This is a genomic window from Pseudoduganella umbonata, from assembly GCF_014192225.1.
Classification (GTDB): domain Bacteria; phylum Pseudomonadota; class Gammaproteobacteria; order Burkholderiales; family Burkholderiaceae_D; genus Rugamonas; species Rugamonas umbonata.
The window spans coordinates 158,548-175,427 of the sequence record NZ_JACHXS010000012.1 but is presented as its reverse complement, the minus strand read 5'-3'; the positions used below and the strand labels follow the sequence as shown (position 1 = coordinate 175,427).

The 16,880-nt window shown below is 65.3% G+C and carries 15 protein-coding genes; 1 reads left to right on the top strand and 14 read right to left on the bottom strand.

The features are described 5' to 3' along the window. Window positions 1-10: 10 nt before the first annotated feature. Both priB and rpsF read right to left on the bottom strand, forming a co-directional pair. Complete coding sequence (gene priB, locus FHS02_RS25885; protein ID WP_137317445.1) at window positions 11-301, bottom strand: primosomal replication protein N; 291 nt, start codon at window positions 299-301, stop codon at window positions 11-13. A 15-nt stretch (window positions 302-316) separates the two neighbouring features. Then, a complete protein-coding gene (gene rpsF, locus FHS02_RS25880; protein ID WP_130188125.1) occupies window positions 317-703 on the bottom strand; it encodes a 30S ribosomal protein S6 in 387 nt (128 codons plus the stop codon). Window positions 704-1,082: 379 nt separating this feature from the next. Between rpsF and lexA the strand changes: the two genes are divergently transcribed. Next, complete coding sequence (lexA, locus tag FHS02_RS25875; protein WP_137314130.1) at window positions 1,083-1,760, top strand: transcriptional repressor LexA; 678 nt, start codon at window positions 1,083-1,085, stop codon at window positions 1,758-1,760. 237 nt (window positions 1,761-1,997) lie between these two features. Here the strand turns inward: lexA and FHS02_RS25870 are convergent, their stop codons facing one another. From FHS02_RS25870 to FHS02_RS31715, 12 genes are all read right to left on the bottom strand, one after another. Continuing rightward, window positions 1,998-3,239 (bottom strand): cystathionine gamma-synthase family protein, encoded by a 1,242-nt coding sequence (locus FHS02_RS25870; RefSeq protein ID WP_137314131.1) that lies wholly within the window; start codon window positions 3,237-3,239, stop codon window positions 1,998-2,000. A 138-nt stretch (window positions 3,240-3,377) separates the two neighbouring features. Then, window positions 3,378-4,898 carry an amidophosphoribosyltransferase gene (gene purF / locus FHS02_RS25865; protein WP_137314132.1) on the bottom strand — a complete coding sequence of 507 codons (1,521 nt, stop codon included), beginning with the start codon at window positions 4,896-4,898 and terminating at the stop codon, window positions 3,378-3,380. Between the two features lie 40 nt (window positions 4,899-4,938). Next, window positions 4,939-5,427 carry a CvpA family protein gene (locus FHS02_RS25860; protein ID WP_137317446.1) on the bottom strand — a complete coding sequence of 163 codons (489 nt, stop codon included), beginning with the start codon at window positions 5,425-5,427 and terminating at the stop codon, window positions 4,939-4,941. A 46-nt stretch (window positions 5,428-5,473) separates the two neighbouring features. Beyond that, entirely contained in the window at window positions 5,474-6,496 is a 1,023-nt protein-coding gene (locus FHS02_RS25855) for an SPOR domain-containing protein (protein ID WP_137314133.1), read from the bottom strand. 8 nt (window positions 6,497-6,504) lie between these two features. Then, window positions 6,505-7,791, bottom strand: a complete 1,287-nt coding sequence (gene folC / locus FHS02_RS25850) for a bifunctional tetrahydrofolate synthase/dihydrofolate synthase (protein ID WP_137314134.1) — start codon at window positions 7,789-7,791, stop codon at window positions 6,505-6,507. A gap of 141 nt (window positions 7,792-7,932) precedes the next feature. Beyond that, window positions 7,933-8,805, bottom strand: coding sequence for an acetyl-CoA carboxylase, carboxyltransferase subunit beta (gene accD / locus FHS02_RS25845; protein WP_137314135.1), 873 nt, complete (start codon window positions 8,803-8,805; stop codon window positions 7,933-7,935). Between the two features lie 391 nt (window positions 8,806-9,196). Then, window positions 9,197-9,994, bottom strand: a complete 798-nt coding sequence (gene trpA / locus FHS02_RS25840) for a tryptophan synthase subunit alpha (protein WP_137314136.1) — start codon at window positions 9,992-9,994, stop codon at window positions 9,197-9,199. A 167-nt stretch (window positions 9,995-10,161) separates the two neighbouring features. After that, complete coding sequence (gene trpB, locus FHS02_RS25835) at window positions 10,162-11,403, bottom strand: tryptophan synthase subunit beta (protein WP_137314137.1); 1,242 nt, start codon at window positions 11,401-11,403, stop codon at window positions 10,162-10,164. A gap of 40 nt (window positions 11,404-11,443) precedes the next feature. Beyond that, entirely contained in the window at window positions 11,444-12,133 is a 690-nt protein-coding gene (locus FHS02_RS25830; RefSeq protein ID WP_137314138.1) for a phosphoribosylanthranilate isomerase, read from the bottom strand. A 12-nt stretch (window positions 12,134-12,145) separates the two neighbouring features. Further along, window positions 12,146-12,970 carry a tRNA pseudouridine(38-40) synthase TruA gene (gene truA, locus FHS02_RS25825; protein WP_137314139.1) on the bottom strand — a complete coding sequence of 275 codons (825 nt, stop codon included), beginning with the start codon at window positions 12,968-12,970 and terminating at the stop codon, window positions 12,146-12,148. Window positions 12,971-13,093: 123 nt separating this feature from the next. Next, the gene (locus FHS02_RS25820) at window positions 13,094-15,943 is read right to left on the bottom strand and encodes a motility hub landmark protein FimV (RefSeq protein WP_137314140.1); all 2,850 of its coding nucleotides are present in this window, start codon (window positions 15,941-15,943) and stop codon (window positions 13,094-13,096) included. Between the two features lie 119 nt (window positions 15,944-16,062). Next, window positions 16,063-16,836 carry a PEP-CTERM sorting domain-containing protein gene (locus tag FHS02_RS31715; protein WP_137314141.1) on the bottom strand — a complete coding sequence of 258 codons (774 nt, stop codon included), beginning with the start codon at window positions 16,834-16,836 and terminating at the stop codon, window positions 16,063-16,065. Window positions 16,837-16,880 lie beyond the last annotated feature (44 nt).

Here is a 16,880-nt window from a genome sequence, read left to right as displayed (position 1 = left end):
ATTGTGTCGCTCAGGCGGCACGAAAATCAATGATGTGAAAAACCAGGCTCTTGCTGTTGCGGCTTCTCCTGGCGAGGAACCCCGAGAATTCGTAGGTGCCTCCCAGCGGCGCGCCGCTGAAACGGCCTGAAATCTCTCCCGCGGCAACCGCGGCGATTTCAAATTCCGTCAGGCGGGCAATGCCTGCCTCGATCTGCTGCGAACTGTGCTGCAATATTGCATTCACGATTGGCAGCCCGGCGGGGGTATAACGAATGACTTCCCGCTCGGTGATCAGGCCGGTGAACCTCAGCTCGTTCAGCAAGACTCCCCGGATTTAGGCTGCAGCTGCTGCAGGAGCGGCCGCGGCTTCAGCGCGGTGGCTCTTGGCGGCGTCTTCACGCTGGACCGACTTCATCATCGGCGAAGGAGCGGTTTCCGCTTTCTTCATCTTGACGGTCAGGTGGCGCAGCACGGCATCATTGAATTTGAACGCGGTTTCCAGTTCGACCAGAGTGTCGTTGTCGCACTCGATGTTCAGGCAGATGTAGTGAGCCTTGGCCAGCTTCTGGATCGAGTACGCCATTTGACGGCGGCCCCAGTCTTCCACGCGGTGCACGTTACCGCCGCGCGAGGTCACGCTGGCTTTGTAACGTTCGATCATCGCGGGCACTTGCTCGCTTTGGTCCGGATGGACAATAAATACGATTTCGTAGTGACGCATGCAAACTCCCTTAAGGACTGTTGATAGCCCACCCTGGCGTCAAGACAGGTGTGGGAAGAGGTAAGCCCGCAAGCATAGCAGGATTTTTCGGCGGTGGCTAGCGGCCCGGCGGCTGGCAACCTTGGGCGGACGGGCCCGGAATCCGCCTTCCGCCCCGCCGTTGCAGCCTCGCGCCTGGCCGCCACCTCGCGAGAAAAAAAATGGGCCGGAAAGCCGCACCGGCCTGTTCCCCGGAAATATTTCCCGGAAAATGGGGTCCGTCCCCATTTTCCGGGAAATATTTCGCTCCCGACAGGTGTTTTCCCTTGCATTCGCGCTGGCACTGTACAAAAATACAGACTGTCTATATACACAGCTAATTTCACGGCTATTTCGCATCATGATCAAGCTCACCGCTAGGCAGGAACAAATTCTCAACCTGATCAGGGATGCCATCGAGTCCACCGGCTTCCCGCCCACCCGCGCGGAAATCGCCGCCGAGCTGGGTTTCAAGTCGGCCAATGCGGCCGAAGAGCACCTGAAGGCGCTCGCGCGCAAGGGCGCGATCGAAATCACCGCCGGCACGTCGCGCGGCATCCGGCTGCTGGGCCAGCATGCGTCGCGCTCCGCACCGGCGTCGGCTACCCCTTCGCAGTCGGGCTTCGACTCCCTGCCGCAGGTACCGGCAGCACTGCTGATGCAGTTGCCACTGATCGGCCGCGTGGCGGCCGGTTCGCCGATCCTGGCGCAGGAAAACCTGGAAAAGACCTACAACGTCGACCCTGCGCTATTTTCCGCAAAGCCCGATTTCCTGCTGAAGGTGCGTGGCGAATCGATGCGCGATGTCGGCATCATGGATGGCGACCTGCTGGCCGTGAAGAAGGTGGACAGTGCGAAGAACGGCCAGATCGTGGTGGCCCGCATCGGCAGTGAAGTCACCGTGAAGCGCTACCGCCGCACCGGCTCCACCATCGAACTGCTGCCGGAAAACCCCGACTTCAAGGTGATCACCGTGACGCCGGAGGACGAGTTCGCACTGGAAGGCCTGGCCGTCGGGCTGCTGCGCACCTGGCACTGACAGTGCATCGGTGGCGTGCCGGTCGATCCCGATGATCCATCGGGATCGACCGCATGTTACCGGTCGCGCTACATCACGCTTCCAGTATCACGCTTCCAGTCATCACGCTTCCATTCATCGCACGGCCACGCGTCACGCGTGCATTCTTCACGCGTCCATTCGTCACGCGTCCATTCTTCACGCGTCCATTCGTCACGCGTCCATTCTTCACGCGTCCATTCTTCACGCGTCCATTCTTCAAGCGTCCAGCGCCAGCCGGAAATCATCGACCAGGTCAGCCGTATCCTCGATGCCGACCGATACGCGGATCAGCGATTCGGCGATGCCCATCGAGGCGCGCCGCTCGGCACCCATCTCGTAGAAGATCGTGTGCGCGACCGGGATCACCAGCGTGCGGGTATCGCCCAGGTTGGATGCCGGGACGGCGATTTTCAGGCGGTTCAGGTAATCGAAGCAGTCGATGCCATCCTGCAGTTCAAAGCTGAACAGCGAGCCATAAGCCTTGAACAGATCGGTGGCAATGCCGTGCTGCGGGTGCGACGGCAAGCCCGGATAGTGCACGGCGGCCACGCGTGGATCGGCGGCCAGCATCTCGGCCAGCGCTTTCGCATTGGCGCAGGTGCGCTCCATGCGCAGCGCCAGCGTTTCGGCGCCCACCGCGATGTGGTGCGCGGCTTCCGGCCCCAGCGAGGCGCCGAAATCGCGCAGGCCCTTGGCGCGCACCTGGGTGATGCCCCACATCGCCGGAGCAGCTTTCTTGTAGTTCTCGAAGATGTTCGGGAAGCGGCTCCAGTCATAGGCGCCGGTATCGGTGAGGCTGCCGCCCAGCGCGTTGCCGTGGCCGGCGATCGATTTCGTCAGCGAGTTGACGACCAGGCCCGCACCGACCGTTTTCGGACGGAACAGGTAAGGCGTCGTCATCGTGTTGTCGACGATGTAAAGGATGCCCCTTGCGGCGCACAGCGCGCCAATCCGCTCCAGGTCGGCGATCTGCGTGCGCGGATTGGCAATGGTCTCGACGAAGACGATGCGCGTGTTCTCCTGCAGGGCGCTTTCGACATTGGCAACATCGGTTGCGTCGACGAAATCGACGCCGACGCCCTGCCCCGCCACCGTCTGCCACAGCGAATTGGTGTTACCGAACAGGAAAGACGACGACACGACATGGTCGCCGGCCCGCAGCAGCGCCTGGAACACGGCGCCGATCGCCGCCATGCCGGTGGCAAAGCACAGCGTGGCGACGCCGGCTTCCATCTTGTTGACCTTTTCCTCCAGTGCGGAGACGGTCGGATTGCCCTGGCGGCCGTAGCGGAAGCCCGGCTCGCGGCCCTGGAACACCGAAGCCAGCTGGCGCGCGTCGGTATAGCCGAATGCAACCGAGGTATGGACGGGCTTGTGCAGCGAGCCCTGTTCGATGGTCTTCTGGCGGTCGCCATGCAGGATCGTGGTGGTGAAGCCGTAGTTTTTCTTGTCGTTCATGTGGTAGCGAGAGATTGCCCGATATGGGCGGTCCGCCGATCCGGCCAGACCCGGTTGAAATGTTTCCAGGAAGCGGGGTCTGACCCCGGTTGCCGGAAATAGTCGCGTAAAAAAGGCCCCGCGAGGGGCCCTTGGTATTCAAGCTTCGGTGGTCGCAGCGTTCAGGTTCAGCTGCGTGCGCACGGTGTCTTCGGCTTTTGCCTTCGGGTTATGGCGCGCGTGCTCGATGCGGTCGAGGTAATCGGCCGACACGTCGCCGGTGATGTACTTGCCGTCGAAGCACGAGGCTTCGAAACTGGTCAGCGCAGGATTGACGTCCGAGATCGCTTTCTTCAGGTCGTCGAGGTCCTGGTATACCAATGCGTCGGCGGTGATTTCCTTGCACACCTCGTCGACGGTGCGGCCATGTGCGATCAGCTCGTCGCGCGTGGGCATGTCGATGCCGTACACGTTCGGGTACAGCACCGGCGGCGCTGCGGAGGCGAAGATCACCTTCTTGGCGCCGGAGTCGCGCGCCATCTGCACGATTTCACGGCTGGTGGTGCCGCGCACGATCGAGTCGTCGACCAGCAGCACGTTCTTGCCCTTGAACTCGTCGCCGATCGCGTTCAGCTTCTGGCGCACCGATTTCTTGCGCAGCGCCTGGCCCGGCATGATGAACGTGCGGCCGATGTAGCGGTTCTTGATGAAGCCTTCGCGGTATTCCTTGCCGAGGCGCAGTGCCAGCTGGATGGCGGCCGGGCGCGACGAATCGGGGATCGGCATGACGACGTCGATGTCGTCCGCCAGGCCTTCGCGCTTGATCTTCTCGGCCAGGTATTCGCCCATTTTCAGGCGCGTGCTGTAGACGGAGGCGCCGTCGATCACGGAATCGGGGCGCGCCAGGTACACGTATTCGAATACGCACGGGTTCAGCGACGGATTGTCGGCGCAGACGCGGCTGTGCAGCTTGTGGTCTGCATCGATGAACACGGCTTCACCCGGCAGCACATCGCGCACGAACCGGAAGCCGGCGCCTTCCAGGGCCACCGACTCGGAAGCCAGCATGTACTCGGTGCCGCTTTCCGTTTCGACGATGCCAAGGCACAGCGGGCGGATACCATGCGGATCGCGGAAGCCCAGCAGGCCGACATCGGCGATCTGCGCCACGGCCGCGTAACCGCCCTGCACGCGGCGGATCAGTACCGTGACCGCGTCGAACAGCGTGCCCGCATCCAGCGAATAGCCGGTGGTGGCGCGCATGATCTCGTGGGCCAGCACGTTCAGCAGCACTTCGGAATCGGAGTCCGTGTTGATATGGCGGCGGTCGTTCTTGAACATCTCGGTCTTGAGCTGTTCCCAGTTGGTCAGGTTGCCGTTGTGCGCCAGCGTGATGCCGAACGGCGCGTTGACGTAGAACGGCTGCGCTTCCTCTTCCGACGACGAACCGGCCGTCGGGTAGCGGCAGTGGCCGATGCCCGAATTACCCATCAGCGAACGCATGTTCCGGGTGCGGAACACGTCTCGGACGAGGCCGTTCGCCTTGTGCATCGAGAACATGCTGCTGTGATTCGTTGCGATACCGGCCGCATCCTGGCCGCGGTGCTGCAACAGCAGCAGCGCGTCATACAGCAGCTGGTTGACAGGTTGATGGGAGACGACGCCGACAATGCCACACATATTGTGCTCCTGAACAGGGTGCTGCTTGATGGTAGAAATTCTAAAATTGCACGTGCTGCGCAACGGCAGCGGGAAGGAACGGTTTCACGGTGCGCACGCCCGTTTCCGCGATGGGGGAGAACAGTGCCTCCCGCCAGAAATCCTGTTGCGGGATCGACGTCATCCCGCACAATATGACGCCCGCCAGCACGATTACAAGTCCGCGTCCCAGGCCGAACAGGCCGCCCAGCCCGCGGTCCGCCAGCGACATGCCGCCAGCCTCGACCAATGCCGACAAGGCCATCGACAGCAAGCCCATCAGGATGCGCACGCCAATGAACAGTGCCAGGAACGCGACGATCAGCCGTACGACCTCGCCCGGAATCGCGTCCGGCAGCAGCGCCGCCAGTTCCGCGCTGTAGGCATTGGCCACCACGAAGGCCACGATCCAGCCCAGCAGGGACAGCATTTCCCTGACCAGGCCGCGCAGCGTGCTGACGATGATGGATGTGATCAGCACGAACAGCACCAGGTAATCGAAGATGGTCAACGCGGGCATTGGCTAAACGAACGAGTCACGCGGTTCCGGCAGCGCGTCAGGCCGGGCTCAGGCTGCCCGACAGGCCGATCTTCTGCAGCTTCGCCTTGGCCTTTTCCGCTTCTTCGCGGCTGCCGAACGGTCCGACCTTCACGCGCGTCAGTTCGCCGGACGGCGACTTCTGCGTAAACGACCGGATGCCGGCATCGCGCAGCTTGCCCTGCAATTCCTCGACCTTGTCGCGGGCGGCCAGTGCCGCCACCTGGATGACATAGCGGCCGCTGTCGGCCGGCGTCGCCGCCGGCGCTGCCTTGCCTTCGAGCAGCGCCAATGCGCGCGCCGCGTCATCGGTTTTCGGTGCCGGTTTCGCTTCCTGCTTCGGCTCCGGCTTCGTTTCCACCTTGTGTTCAGGCTTCTTCGGCTCCGGCCGGGCCTCGGCAAGCTTCTTCGGCTCCGGCTTCGGCTCGTCCCAGCCCGCCACTTTCGGCTCGTGCTTCGGCTCCGGCTTTGCCTCGTGTTTCGGTTCCGGCTTCGGCTCCACCTTGGCCACCTTCGCCGGTTGCGGTTTCACCAGGTCGGGCAGCGGGCGCGGCGGCGCGGCAACCACCGGCGTATTGTCTTCGGGTTCGACGATTTCCTCGCTCTGGTCGAGAGCCTCCGCTTGCGCGGTCTTGCTGTCGACGGCCTGCTCATTGTCCGTTGCGCTGTGCGGCTCGCTGTCTTCCTTGTTCCCGGCCGGCTGGGCAGCTTCCGGCTTGTCGCGCGGCGGAATCTGGATGGCGATATCGTTTGCCAGCGGCTTCGGTTCGGAGTCGAGCACCATCGGCAAGCCGATCGCCACGGCCAGCGCCAGCGCGATCGCGCCGACCAGGCGGCGGCGTGCGCGCTTTTTCTCGGGCAGGACGGGATCGGGCGCATCCTTGCGGCCGCGGCCGCGGGTCGCACCTGCGCCGGCGTCGGCCGACGAGGCGCGCTTGGAGCGAGCCCGCTCGGTGATCGCGCGGTCATCCGCGGCGCGGTAGTAGCCGCTGTCTTCTGGGGACTGCTGCTTGTTTTTGCCGAATTTCGAGAACAAGCCCATGCGTGATTTCAATGAAGGGAGGATTTTCGGGCGGCCATGACGCCAGCCACCGTCAGGAACGAGCCAAAGACCACAATTCTATCATTCTCGCCCGCCCGGCTCATTGCATTTGCAAAAGCTTGTGCCGGAGTATCGAACACCTGGACGGTTTTTTCATGGGGATCCGGCACGGTACCCTGCACTTTCGCGGCAAGTTCCGATGCGCTGGCCGCGCGCGGCGACGGCAGCGTGGCCAGGCACCAGTGATCGATCGAACCGCCGATCGCCTTGATGGCGCCATCGATATCCTTGTCGTGCATCGAACCGAACACGGCGAACGTGTACGGGTGATAACCCATATTGCCCAGGTTCTGGTTCAGCGCCGAGGCCGCATGTGGGTTGTGTGCAACATCGAGGATCACGGTGGGGCGGCCCGGCAGCACCTGGAAACGGCCCGGCAGTTCGACGGTGACGAGGCCATGCCGCACTTCCTGCGCGCCGACCGGCAGCTCGTTTTTCAGCACCTCGAGCGCAGCCAGCGCGGCCGACGCGTTCAGCAGCTGGTTGGCGCCGCGCAGGCTCGGGTAAGCCAGCGCGTTGCGGCGCTGGCCGCGGCCGCCATAGTTCCACTGCTGCTTGTCGCCGGCATAGTTGAAGTCGCGGCCCATCAGCCACAGGTCGGCACCGATCGCGCCGGCATGGTCGATCAGGGCCTGCGGCGGCACCGGGTCGCTGCAGATCGCTGCTTTGCCGGGGCGGAAAATGCCGGCCTTCTCAAAACCGATCTGCTCGCGCGTGCCGCCCAGGTAGTCGACGTGGTCGATGTCGACACTGGTGACGATGGCGACATCGGCATCGATCACGTTGACGGCATCGAGCCGCCCGCCCAGGCCCACCTCGAGAATCGCCACGTCGAGCGCCGACTTGCTCATCAGGTGCATGATCGCCAGGGTGGTGAACTCGAAATAGGTCAGCGGCGTGTCGCCGCGTACGGCCTCGACGGCATCGAATGCCTCGACCAGCATGGCGTCGGAGGCCAGATCGCCATTGACGCGGGCGCGCTCGTTAAAGTCGAGGAAGTGCGGCTTGATGTACAGCCCGACCCGGTAGCCGGCGCGCAGCAGGATCGATTCCAGCATCGCGCACGTGGACCCCTTGCCGTTGGTGCCGGCGACCATGATCACCGGGCAGGTGAACTGCAGTTGCAGGCGTTCCTTGACGGCGCGCACGCGGTCGAGGCCCATGTTGATGACGGTTTCGGCGTGGCGCGATTCCAGCAGCGCGAGCCATTCTGGCAGGGTGGTCGGGGTGGGCATGTCAGTTGGGGAAGAAGCGGGGGATTGAGCGCAAAGACGTGATTCTATCGCACCACGTGAAACGGGGCCGGGTCCCTGCGGACCCGGCCCCGTCGTGCCGCGCTGCGGTGGCCTTACTTCGGGCCGGTCATGCCAGCACGATCAAGCGAGAACTTCCACCGCCTGGTTCTGCAGCAGCGCCAGCAGGCGCGCGATTTCCTCGCGCATCTTGCGGCGGTCGACGATCATGTCGATCGCGCCCTTGGTCAGCAGGAATTCGCTGCGCTGGAAGCCTTCCGGCAGCTTTTCGCGCACCGTGTTCTCGATCACGCGCGGGCCGGCAAAGCCGATCAGCGCCTTCGGCTCGGCCATCACCACATCGCCCATGAAGGCGAACGAGGCGGACACGCCGCCCATCGTCGGGTCGGTCAGCACGCTGATGAACGGCAGCTTCTTCTCGGACAGCTTGGTCAGCATCGACGTCGTCTTGGCCATTTGCATCAGCGACAGCAGGCCCTCCTGCATCCGCGCCCCGCCGGTGGCGGTGATGCAGATGAACGGCACCTTCTGTTCCAGCGCGACCTGGGCCGCGCGGGCGAAGCGTTCGCCGACCACGGAGCCCATCGAGCCGCCCATGAATTCGAATTCGAAGCAGGCGACGACGACCGGCAGGCTCATGATCGAACCGCCCAGGCACACCATCGCATCGGTCTCGCCGGTAGCTTCCATCGCCTGCTTCAGGCGATCCGGGTATTTCTTGCTGTCCTTGAACTTCAGCGAATCGACCGGCAGCGTTTCCTGGCCGATCTCGTAGCGGCCGCCGGCGTCGAGCAGCGCATCGAGGCGCTCGCGGGCGCGGATGCGCATGTGGTGATCGCACTTCGGGCAGACATGCAGGTTCGACTCGAGATCGGTACGGTACAGGACCGCCTCGCAGGAGGGGCACTTGACCCACAGGCCTTCCGGCATCGTCTTGCGAGCGGCAGCTTCCGAGCGCTGGATGCGGGGGGGAAGCAGTTTTTCCAACCAGCTCATATTTTCTCCTGTTGCTCTAACTGAGGGGCGAAGTGTAGCCGTTTCCGCCTGTCGTGTCGAACATTCAAAATTGACAATTTTGCGAACGAACGTGAGATTCCAGGCGGCCTGGAAAGGCAATGGCCGAGCCCGTGTCCCGGTGCCAGGCACGGTGACACGGGCTCGACCGTGAGATTTACGCATCAGTCCGTGTCCCGGTGCCAGGCACGGTGACACGGACTCGACCATGAGATTTACGCATCAGTCCGTGTCCCGGTGCCAGGCACGAGGACACGGGCTCGACCATGAGATTTACGCATCAGTCCGTGTCACGGTGCCAGGCACGAGGACACGGGCTCGGCCGTGAGATTTACGCGTCGAGCGCCTGGATTTACGCGTCGAGCGCCTGGATTTACGCGTCGAGCGCCTGGCGGATGCCGGCAACGAAAGCCTGCACGGCGGCGGGCGCCTGCTCGGGCTCGGAGGCCTCGATTTCCTGGATGATCCGGCTGCCGATGACGACGGCATCGGCCACGCCGGCCAGCGCCTTCGCGGTGGCGGCATCGCGAATGCCGAAGCCGACGCCGATCGGCAGGCTGACGTGCCGGCGGATCTCGGCGATCCGCTCGGCCACCTGGGCGGTATCGATGTGGCCGGCGCCGGTCACGCCCTTCAGCGACACATAGTAGGAAAAACCGCTGCCCACCTTGGCGACCTGGGCGATGCGCGCTTCGGTCGAGGTCGGCGCAAGCAGGAAGATCAGGTCGAGACCGGCGGCACGCATTTTTGCGGCAAATGCCTCGCACTCCTCGGGCGGGTAGTCGACGACGATGGCGCCGTCGGCACCGACTTCCCGGGATTGCTCGACAAAGGCATCGACGCCGATGCGTTCGATCGGGTTGGCGTACCCCATCAGCACGACAGGCGTGTGCTGGTTGGTTTTGCGGAATTCGCGCACATAGTCGAACACGTGGCGGATGCCGACGCCGTGCACCAGTGCGCGCTCGCAGGCACGCTGGATGACGGGGCCTTCGGCCATCGGGTCGGAAAACGGCACGCCGAGTTCCAGCACGTCGGCACCGCCCGCCACGAGGGCATGCAGCAGCGGCACCGTCGATGCCGGCGACGGATCGCCGGCGGTGATGAAGGTCACGAGACCGGTCTTGTTTTGCGCTTTCAGCGCGGCGAACGTCTGGGCGATACGGGACATATTATTCTCGGCAAATGTTTCTTAAGTATGGGAGCGCAGCAGGGGTTTCGTGGAGCATGCTCCGCGCCTGTGGAGCGGTGATCGCTTGCAAGCGATCACTCTTTCCTGACCCCGAATTTCAGCAATATTTCTCGACGCCGGGGTCAGACCCCGGTTTTGAGCAACAATCAGCTGAAGTTCATGCCCATCCGCTCGGCCACGGTGTGCATGTCCTTGTCGCCGCGGCCGGACAGGTTGGCCAGCACGATCTTGTCCTTCGGCAGGGTGGCGGCCAGCTTGGCGGCGTAGGCCAGCGCGTGCGACGATTCCAGCGCGGGAATGATGCCTTCGATGTGGCAGCAGTCATGGAAGGCCTGCAGCGCTTCCTCGTCGGTGATGGAGACATATTGCGCGCGCCCGGAATCCTTCAGCCACGCATGCTCGGGGCCCACGCCCGGGTAGTCGAGGCCGGCGGAAACCGAGTGCGTTTCGATGATCTGGCCATCGTCGCTCTGCAGCAGGTAGGTGCGGTTGCCATGCAGGACGCCCGGGTAGCCCTTCGTCAGCGAGGCCGCGTGCTTGCTCGTGTCGAGGCCTTCGCCGGCCGCTTCCACGCCGATCAGCTGCGTTTCCTTCTGGTCGATGTACGGGTAGAAGATGCCCATCGCGTTCGAGCCGCCGCCGATGCAGGCCAGCACGTAGTCGGGCTGGCGGCCCGTCATCTCCGGCATCTGCACCAGGCACTCTTCGCCGATCACGGACTGGAAGTCGCGCACCAGCATCGGATACGGATGCGGACCGGCCACCGTGCCGATGATGTAGAAGGTGTTTTCGATGTTGGTGACCCAGTCGCGCATCGCTTCGTTCAGCGCATCCTTCAGCGTCTTCGATCCGGATTCGACCGGCACGACGGTCGCGCCCAGCAGCTTCATCCGGTAGACGTTCTGGGCCTGGCGCTTGACGTCCTCCGAACCCATGTAGACGACGCACTCGAGGCCGAAGCGGGCGCAGATCGTGGCAGTGGCCACGCCATGCTGGCCGGCGCCGGTCTCGGCGATGATGCGAGGCTTGCCCATGCGCTTGGCCAGCAATGCCTGGCCGATCACGTTGTTGATCTTGTGCGCGCCGGTGTGGTTCAGGTCTTCGCGCTTGAAGTAGATCTGCGCGCCGCCGGCGATCTCCGACCAGCGCTTGGCGTGGTAGATCGGCGATGGCCGGCCGACGAAGTGCTTCAGCTCGTAGCGGAATTCTTCGAGGAATGCGGGATCCTGGCTGTAGCGGGCATAGGCCTCGTTCAGCTCGGCCAGCGCATAGGTCAGCGTTTCGGCGACGAAGGAGCCGCCATACGGGCCGAAGTGGCCGGTGCTGTCGGGCAGCTGGTAATCGGTGGCGTGGAACAGCGGTGCAGCGAGTTCGGATGGGGAATTCATGGGGCGTTCTCTGAAAACGGGAACGCCGCTGCCGTACGCTTCAATCAGTACGAACCTGCACGCCGTTCCCGGGGGTTGCATCGCCGGCCCTGACCGCGGCAATGAATTGCGCGATCAGGCCGGCATCCTTGATCCCCTTGGCGGCTTCGACGCCGGAACTGACGTCAACCGCCCAGGGGCGAACCTGCGCCACCGCGCCAGTCGCATTTTGCACGCTCAAGCCACCACTCAAAACGGCCCGATGCGCGAGTTCTTTTGGAATGACAGACCAATCGAAAACCTTTCCTGCGCCGCCATAGGCATCGACAAACGTGTCGAGCAGCACTCCGTTGAACAGGGACGAGGAGGCGCGGCTATGTGCGTCGTATTCTAGCAGCTCGGTACCGGTCGTGGACGGTTTTACCCGGAAGGCCCGCACGAACGGCCGGTTGGCGGCCGCAGCGGCCAGCGCGCATTGCCCGGCCGTTTCATCGCCATGGAACTGCAGCAGGCCGACCGGCGCCACGCGCACGATCTCCGCCACCTCTTCAGCCGACGCATTGACGAACAGCCCGACGGCCGTAACGAACGGCGGCAGGGCCGCGATCAGTTCGGCCGCGCGTTGCGGCGTCACGTAGCGCGGGCTCTTCGGGTAGAACACGAAGCCGATCGCATCGGCCCCGGCGGCCACGGCGGCGGCCACGTCTTCTTCGCGGGTCAGGCCGCAGATCTTGATGCGGGTACGGTGCATGGGTTTTCCCTTTTAAAAGGCGGGGAGGATGCGCGGGGATTCCTGCGGCAGGCCCCACTTGCTGTCGTATTCGATCTGCGCCAGGTACAGGCCGTCCGGCATGAAGGTGGGCGCGGCCAGCGTGCGGTTGCGCCCTTCCAGCAGTTCTCCCAGCCAGTCGGTGTTTTCCCGGCCCTGCCCCACGTAGACCAGCGAACCGACCAGGTTGCGCACCATGTGGTGCAGGAACGCGCTGGCCCGCAGCGTGAACAGGATCATGTCGCCGTGCCGCTCGATGCCGATCTCGTACATCTCCTTGACCGGGGTCTTGGCCTGGCATCCGGCGGCGCGGAACGCCGAAAAGTCGTGCCGGCCCAGCAGCGGGCGGACGGCGGCGCGCATCCGCTCCACGTCCAGCGGCCGGTGCGAGAAGCCGGCACGGCCGGACAGCAGCGGCGCGCGCACCGCGTTGTTGTACAGCAGGTAATGATAGGTACGCGAGCGTGCCGAGAAGCGCGCATGGAAATCGAGCTCGGGCTGGAATTCGGCATCGCCATAGGGAATCACCTCGTGCAGCGGCATGGCCCAGCGCACGCCGATCGAATCGGGCAGGAAGGCATTGATGCCGCGTACCCACGCATGGGGTTCGCGCTGCAGGTCGGTATCGAAATGCACCACCTGCCCCAGCGCATGCACGCCCGCATCCGTGCGGCCGGCGCAGGTGGTGCCGATGCGGACGCACGCGAAGCGTTCGATCGCCGCCTCGAGCTTGTCCTGCACGGTCTGGCCATGCGGCTGGACCTGGTATCCCTGCCAATCGGCGCCGTTATACTGGACGCCCAGTGCGATGCGTTTCAATGCCAACCCGATCGTGATGAAAGAGCGGGCATTATAGCGGTCAAGGCAGCGGTCGAGGTAGCGGGCAAGGCAGCGAACCCGGCCTCTCCGCCGCGCCGACTCCGCTGTAACCGGCCCGCCGCATCAACCCAGCTGCGCCAGCATCTGGTTGGCGCGCGCCACCTGTTCGCTGCTGCCGCCACGCAGCACTTCGTCGAGCAGCTCGCGGGCGCCTTCCTTGTCGCCGATCTCCTGGTAGGCAACTGCCAGGTCGAGCTTGGTATCCATTTCCATCTGCTGCGGCGTCAGCGCTGCCGGCACGCCAGCCGCGCCGTCTTGCGGCGTGGCCGTTTCGTCCAGGTCCAGGTCGATGCCCGACAGGTCGAATTCCGGTGGCGGCGGGGCCGCGGCCGGCGGTTCGGACAGGTCCGGCAAGCCCAGGTCCGGTTCCTTGTCCAGCGCAGGTGCCGGATCGGCGGCCACCGGAGCCGACGATGGCGGCGGCACGTCGAAGTCCATCAGGTCCAGCTCGGCCAATGGGTCGGCACCCGGCGCGGCCGCGCCAGTCGCGGCCTTGTCGTCCGGCGGCAGGTCGAAGTCGAAATCCGGCTCGGCCGCGGAAGGAGCAGATGCAGGTGCGGGTGCGGGCTGGGCCGGCACGTCGAATGCCAGGTCGGACGGGTCGGCCGGCGCCTGCGCGCTCCTGGCTGCGGCCGCCCTGTCGGCTTCCTGCGGCGTCGGCTCGAAGTCCAGGCCGCCCAGGTCGAAGTCGAGATAGTGTTCCGCATCGCCCGCGTCGCTCACCTTCGGCGGTACCGGCGTGGCGGGCGGTTCGGCTGCCGGCGCGTCCGGCTGCGCGGTGGCGTCGCTGAAATCGAAGTCCGCCAGGCGATCTTCGGCCGCCGGCGCCGGTGCCGGCGTATCGGCGAAATCGAAGTCGAGCGCGTTGACGGCCGCTTCCGGGGCCGGTTCCTGGCTCAGGTCGAGATCCAGGCCTTCGTGCGGTGCGGGCTCGGCGGCGCGGGCGCGCGCGGCATCGTCCAGCGCCGCGGCAAAATCGGACGAGTGCGCCGGCGAATGGATCGCATCGGCGGCCAGCGCGGCGGCGCCTGCCGCGGCGGCGGTGGCGGCCAGCGGCCCTGCACCTCCCGCTGCGCCGTACAGCGGATTGCCCGGATCGACCGAACGGCCTAGCGCGGCGGCCTGCGCCCACTCGTCGCCGTGCCCCTTGGTCAATGCATACAGCTCATTGGCCTGTACCTCGAGCGCGAGCAGGTCCTTGCGGTTCGCGTAGATCTCCATCAGCTTCAGCCGCACCGCATGCCGGTCCGGATGGGTGCGCAGCGCTTCCTTCAGGATCTCCTCGGCCTGCGCATCGCGGCCATAGGCGATGTAGACGTCGGCCTCGGCCACCGGATCGACTTCGTTCATGTCGAGCTGGCTGGCGGACGGCGCGAAATTCGAATTGAACACGCTGTTGCTGGTATCCACGCTCTGGCCGCCGGCCTCGGCAAACAGCGACTGCCCGGCCGGCTCCGCCACCGGTGCGGCCACCGGTGCTTTCTGCTGCACGACCTTGGCGCCGGCCTTGCGGCGGCGCGCCAGGATCAGTGCCGTGCCGCCGAGGATCGCCGCCAGTGCGATACCGAGGGCGGCCATGTTGTCCTTGATGGCATCCATGATGCCGGGCTCGCTCGCCGGCGCGATCGCCGGAGGCAGTGCCGCGGGCTTGGCGGCGGGTTTTGCGGCCGGCGCTGCGGCCGGGACTGCGGGCGCCAGCGGTTGCGGCGCGGCCGCGACAGGCGCGCCGCTGTTGTCCAGTTCCGGCACGCCGGCGCCCTGCTGCGCTTCCACGCCGGCCTGGCTCTTCACCGCCATCAGCTTTTCGAGGTCGCTGACGTTCTTTTCCAGTTCCTTGACGCGCGCGGCGGCATCGGCCACCTGCTGGTCCTTGGCGATCTTGTCTTCGGTAGCACCGGTCTGGCCGGCCTTGCCGGAAGCCTCGCCCGCTTTCGACAGTTTCAGCTGGTCCTGCGCTTCGTTGACGGGGTTCGGCCGCTCCTCGACCTTGGCCGTGATCTTGCCCCCGGCACTTTGCTGCGCCGCCGGCCCCTGCGCCGGCGTGGCCGCTTCCACCTGGCCCGCCAGCCGGTTGCGGTAGGCGTTGAAGTCCGCCGCATGGGCGATGACGACGCGGCGCGCGTCGGCCTGGTCGGTGGCGCGCACGGTGTCCACATCGGGCACCGACAGGATCCGGCCCGATTTCAGGCGGTTCATGTTATTGCCGCTGAAGGCCTCGGGATTGGCCCGGTACAACGCCACCAGCATCATGTCGAGCGACACGTCGGCCGGCTTGACGTCGATGGCGATGCCGGACAGCGTATCGCCGCGCTTGACGCGGACGTCGCCGGTCCCGGCTGGCGCCGGCTGGCCGGGGCGTGCCGCCGCCGCGGGCCGTTCGCGTGCCGGTGCCGGTGCGGCGGGCGCAGTGGATGCGGCGGGTGCGCCAGCCTGGGCGGCGGCGCGGTTGACATCGACCGGTGCGGCAACCTGCGGCGATTGCGCGTTGCGCATGTCGGCCGGGTCGAGCAGGAACGTGTATTCGCGCACCAGGCGCCCGTTGGCCCAGGACAGCTCCAGCAGCATGTCGACGAACGGCTCGTTGACCGGCTGCGCCGACGTCACGCGGATGAAGCGGCGCCCGTCGCGCTGCTCGATGTCGAAGCGCAGGTTCAGCAGCGCCGGATTGAATTCGATGTTTGCGGCCCGGAAGGCTTCCAGCGGCGCCAGCTTGACCGCCAGGTCGGCTGCCTCTTCCGGCGTGACCGCTGTCAGCTCGATCTCGGCGCGCAGCGGCTGGCCGAGAGCGGACAGCACGGTAAGCTTGCCGAGGCCGGCGGCATGCGCCGGCGGGAGGATGGCCGCGCCGATGACGGCGCTGGCCAGTGCAGACAACGCGAATGAAGCAACCCTGGAGCGTTTTTGTACGGGCATATTTTATGGTGTTAAGTTGGCAACGGACGTCCAGTGGCTCTCCCGGACAAATCCCAACATAACATCATGCTCCGGAGCATGCAAGCTCTGGCCAGGAGCGTGACGCCCCTGTGAACCGCTCAGTTTGCCCCGGCGGTGCGGCGGCGGCGTGCGATACCCGCCGTCAGCGCCAGGCCGGCGCCGAGCATCAGCCAGGTCGCAGGCTCCGGAACCGGGCTTGCCACCTCGGCATTCGCGCTGATCTGGATGACCATCTGCGATGACAGCGCCGTGCTGCCGTCGTTGACGATGTCCAGCGTGAACCACTCGTCGAAGTTGCCCCAGCCGGGAACGCCGGAATCGGTTGCGGTACGGGCGAAGTACGGCTGCGCCGAGAAGCCGTCGTCGTCGACGGGCGCGAACAGGACCGCCACGCCGGCGGAACTGTACTGGTCCGTGACGAGGGCACCCCGCTCCACCGATCCGACGGCATGGCCCGTGAAGACCAGCCTGGTGTTGGCGCTGAGCGTGTAGTCGGCATACCAGCCGGCCGCCCCCGAATACTCGCCGGCATTGCCGATGCTGCCGCGCGTGCCGATCTCGCCGTCGGTAAGCCAGCCTTGCACGGCAGCGCTGCCGGCCGCCGCGCCGAACGACACATCGCCCTCCAGGCCTCCGTCACCGTCGAAGTACAGCAGCTCGCTGGCATCGGCCACCGCTGCCGCGAGTACGCCGCGGAAGGTGGTGTTGAACGTGATCGATGGCGCGACGCCGTCGTTCGCGTCGAGGTCGATCAATTCGTAGCGGTACTCGGACAGGCTGGACTGGGCAACGGTGGCCTGCGCCGCGGCACTCCCCGGCAACAGGACAAAGGCGCTCGCGGCAAGGGCGGCGGCAACGGCGAAACGGGACATTTTCTCTCCATGGTGATGAATAAAGGAGAGCTAGAATAGCAAGA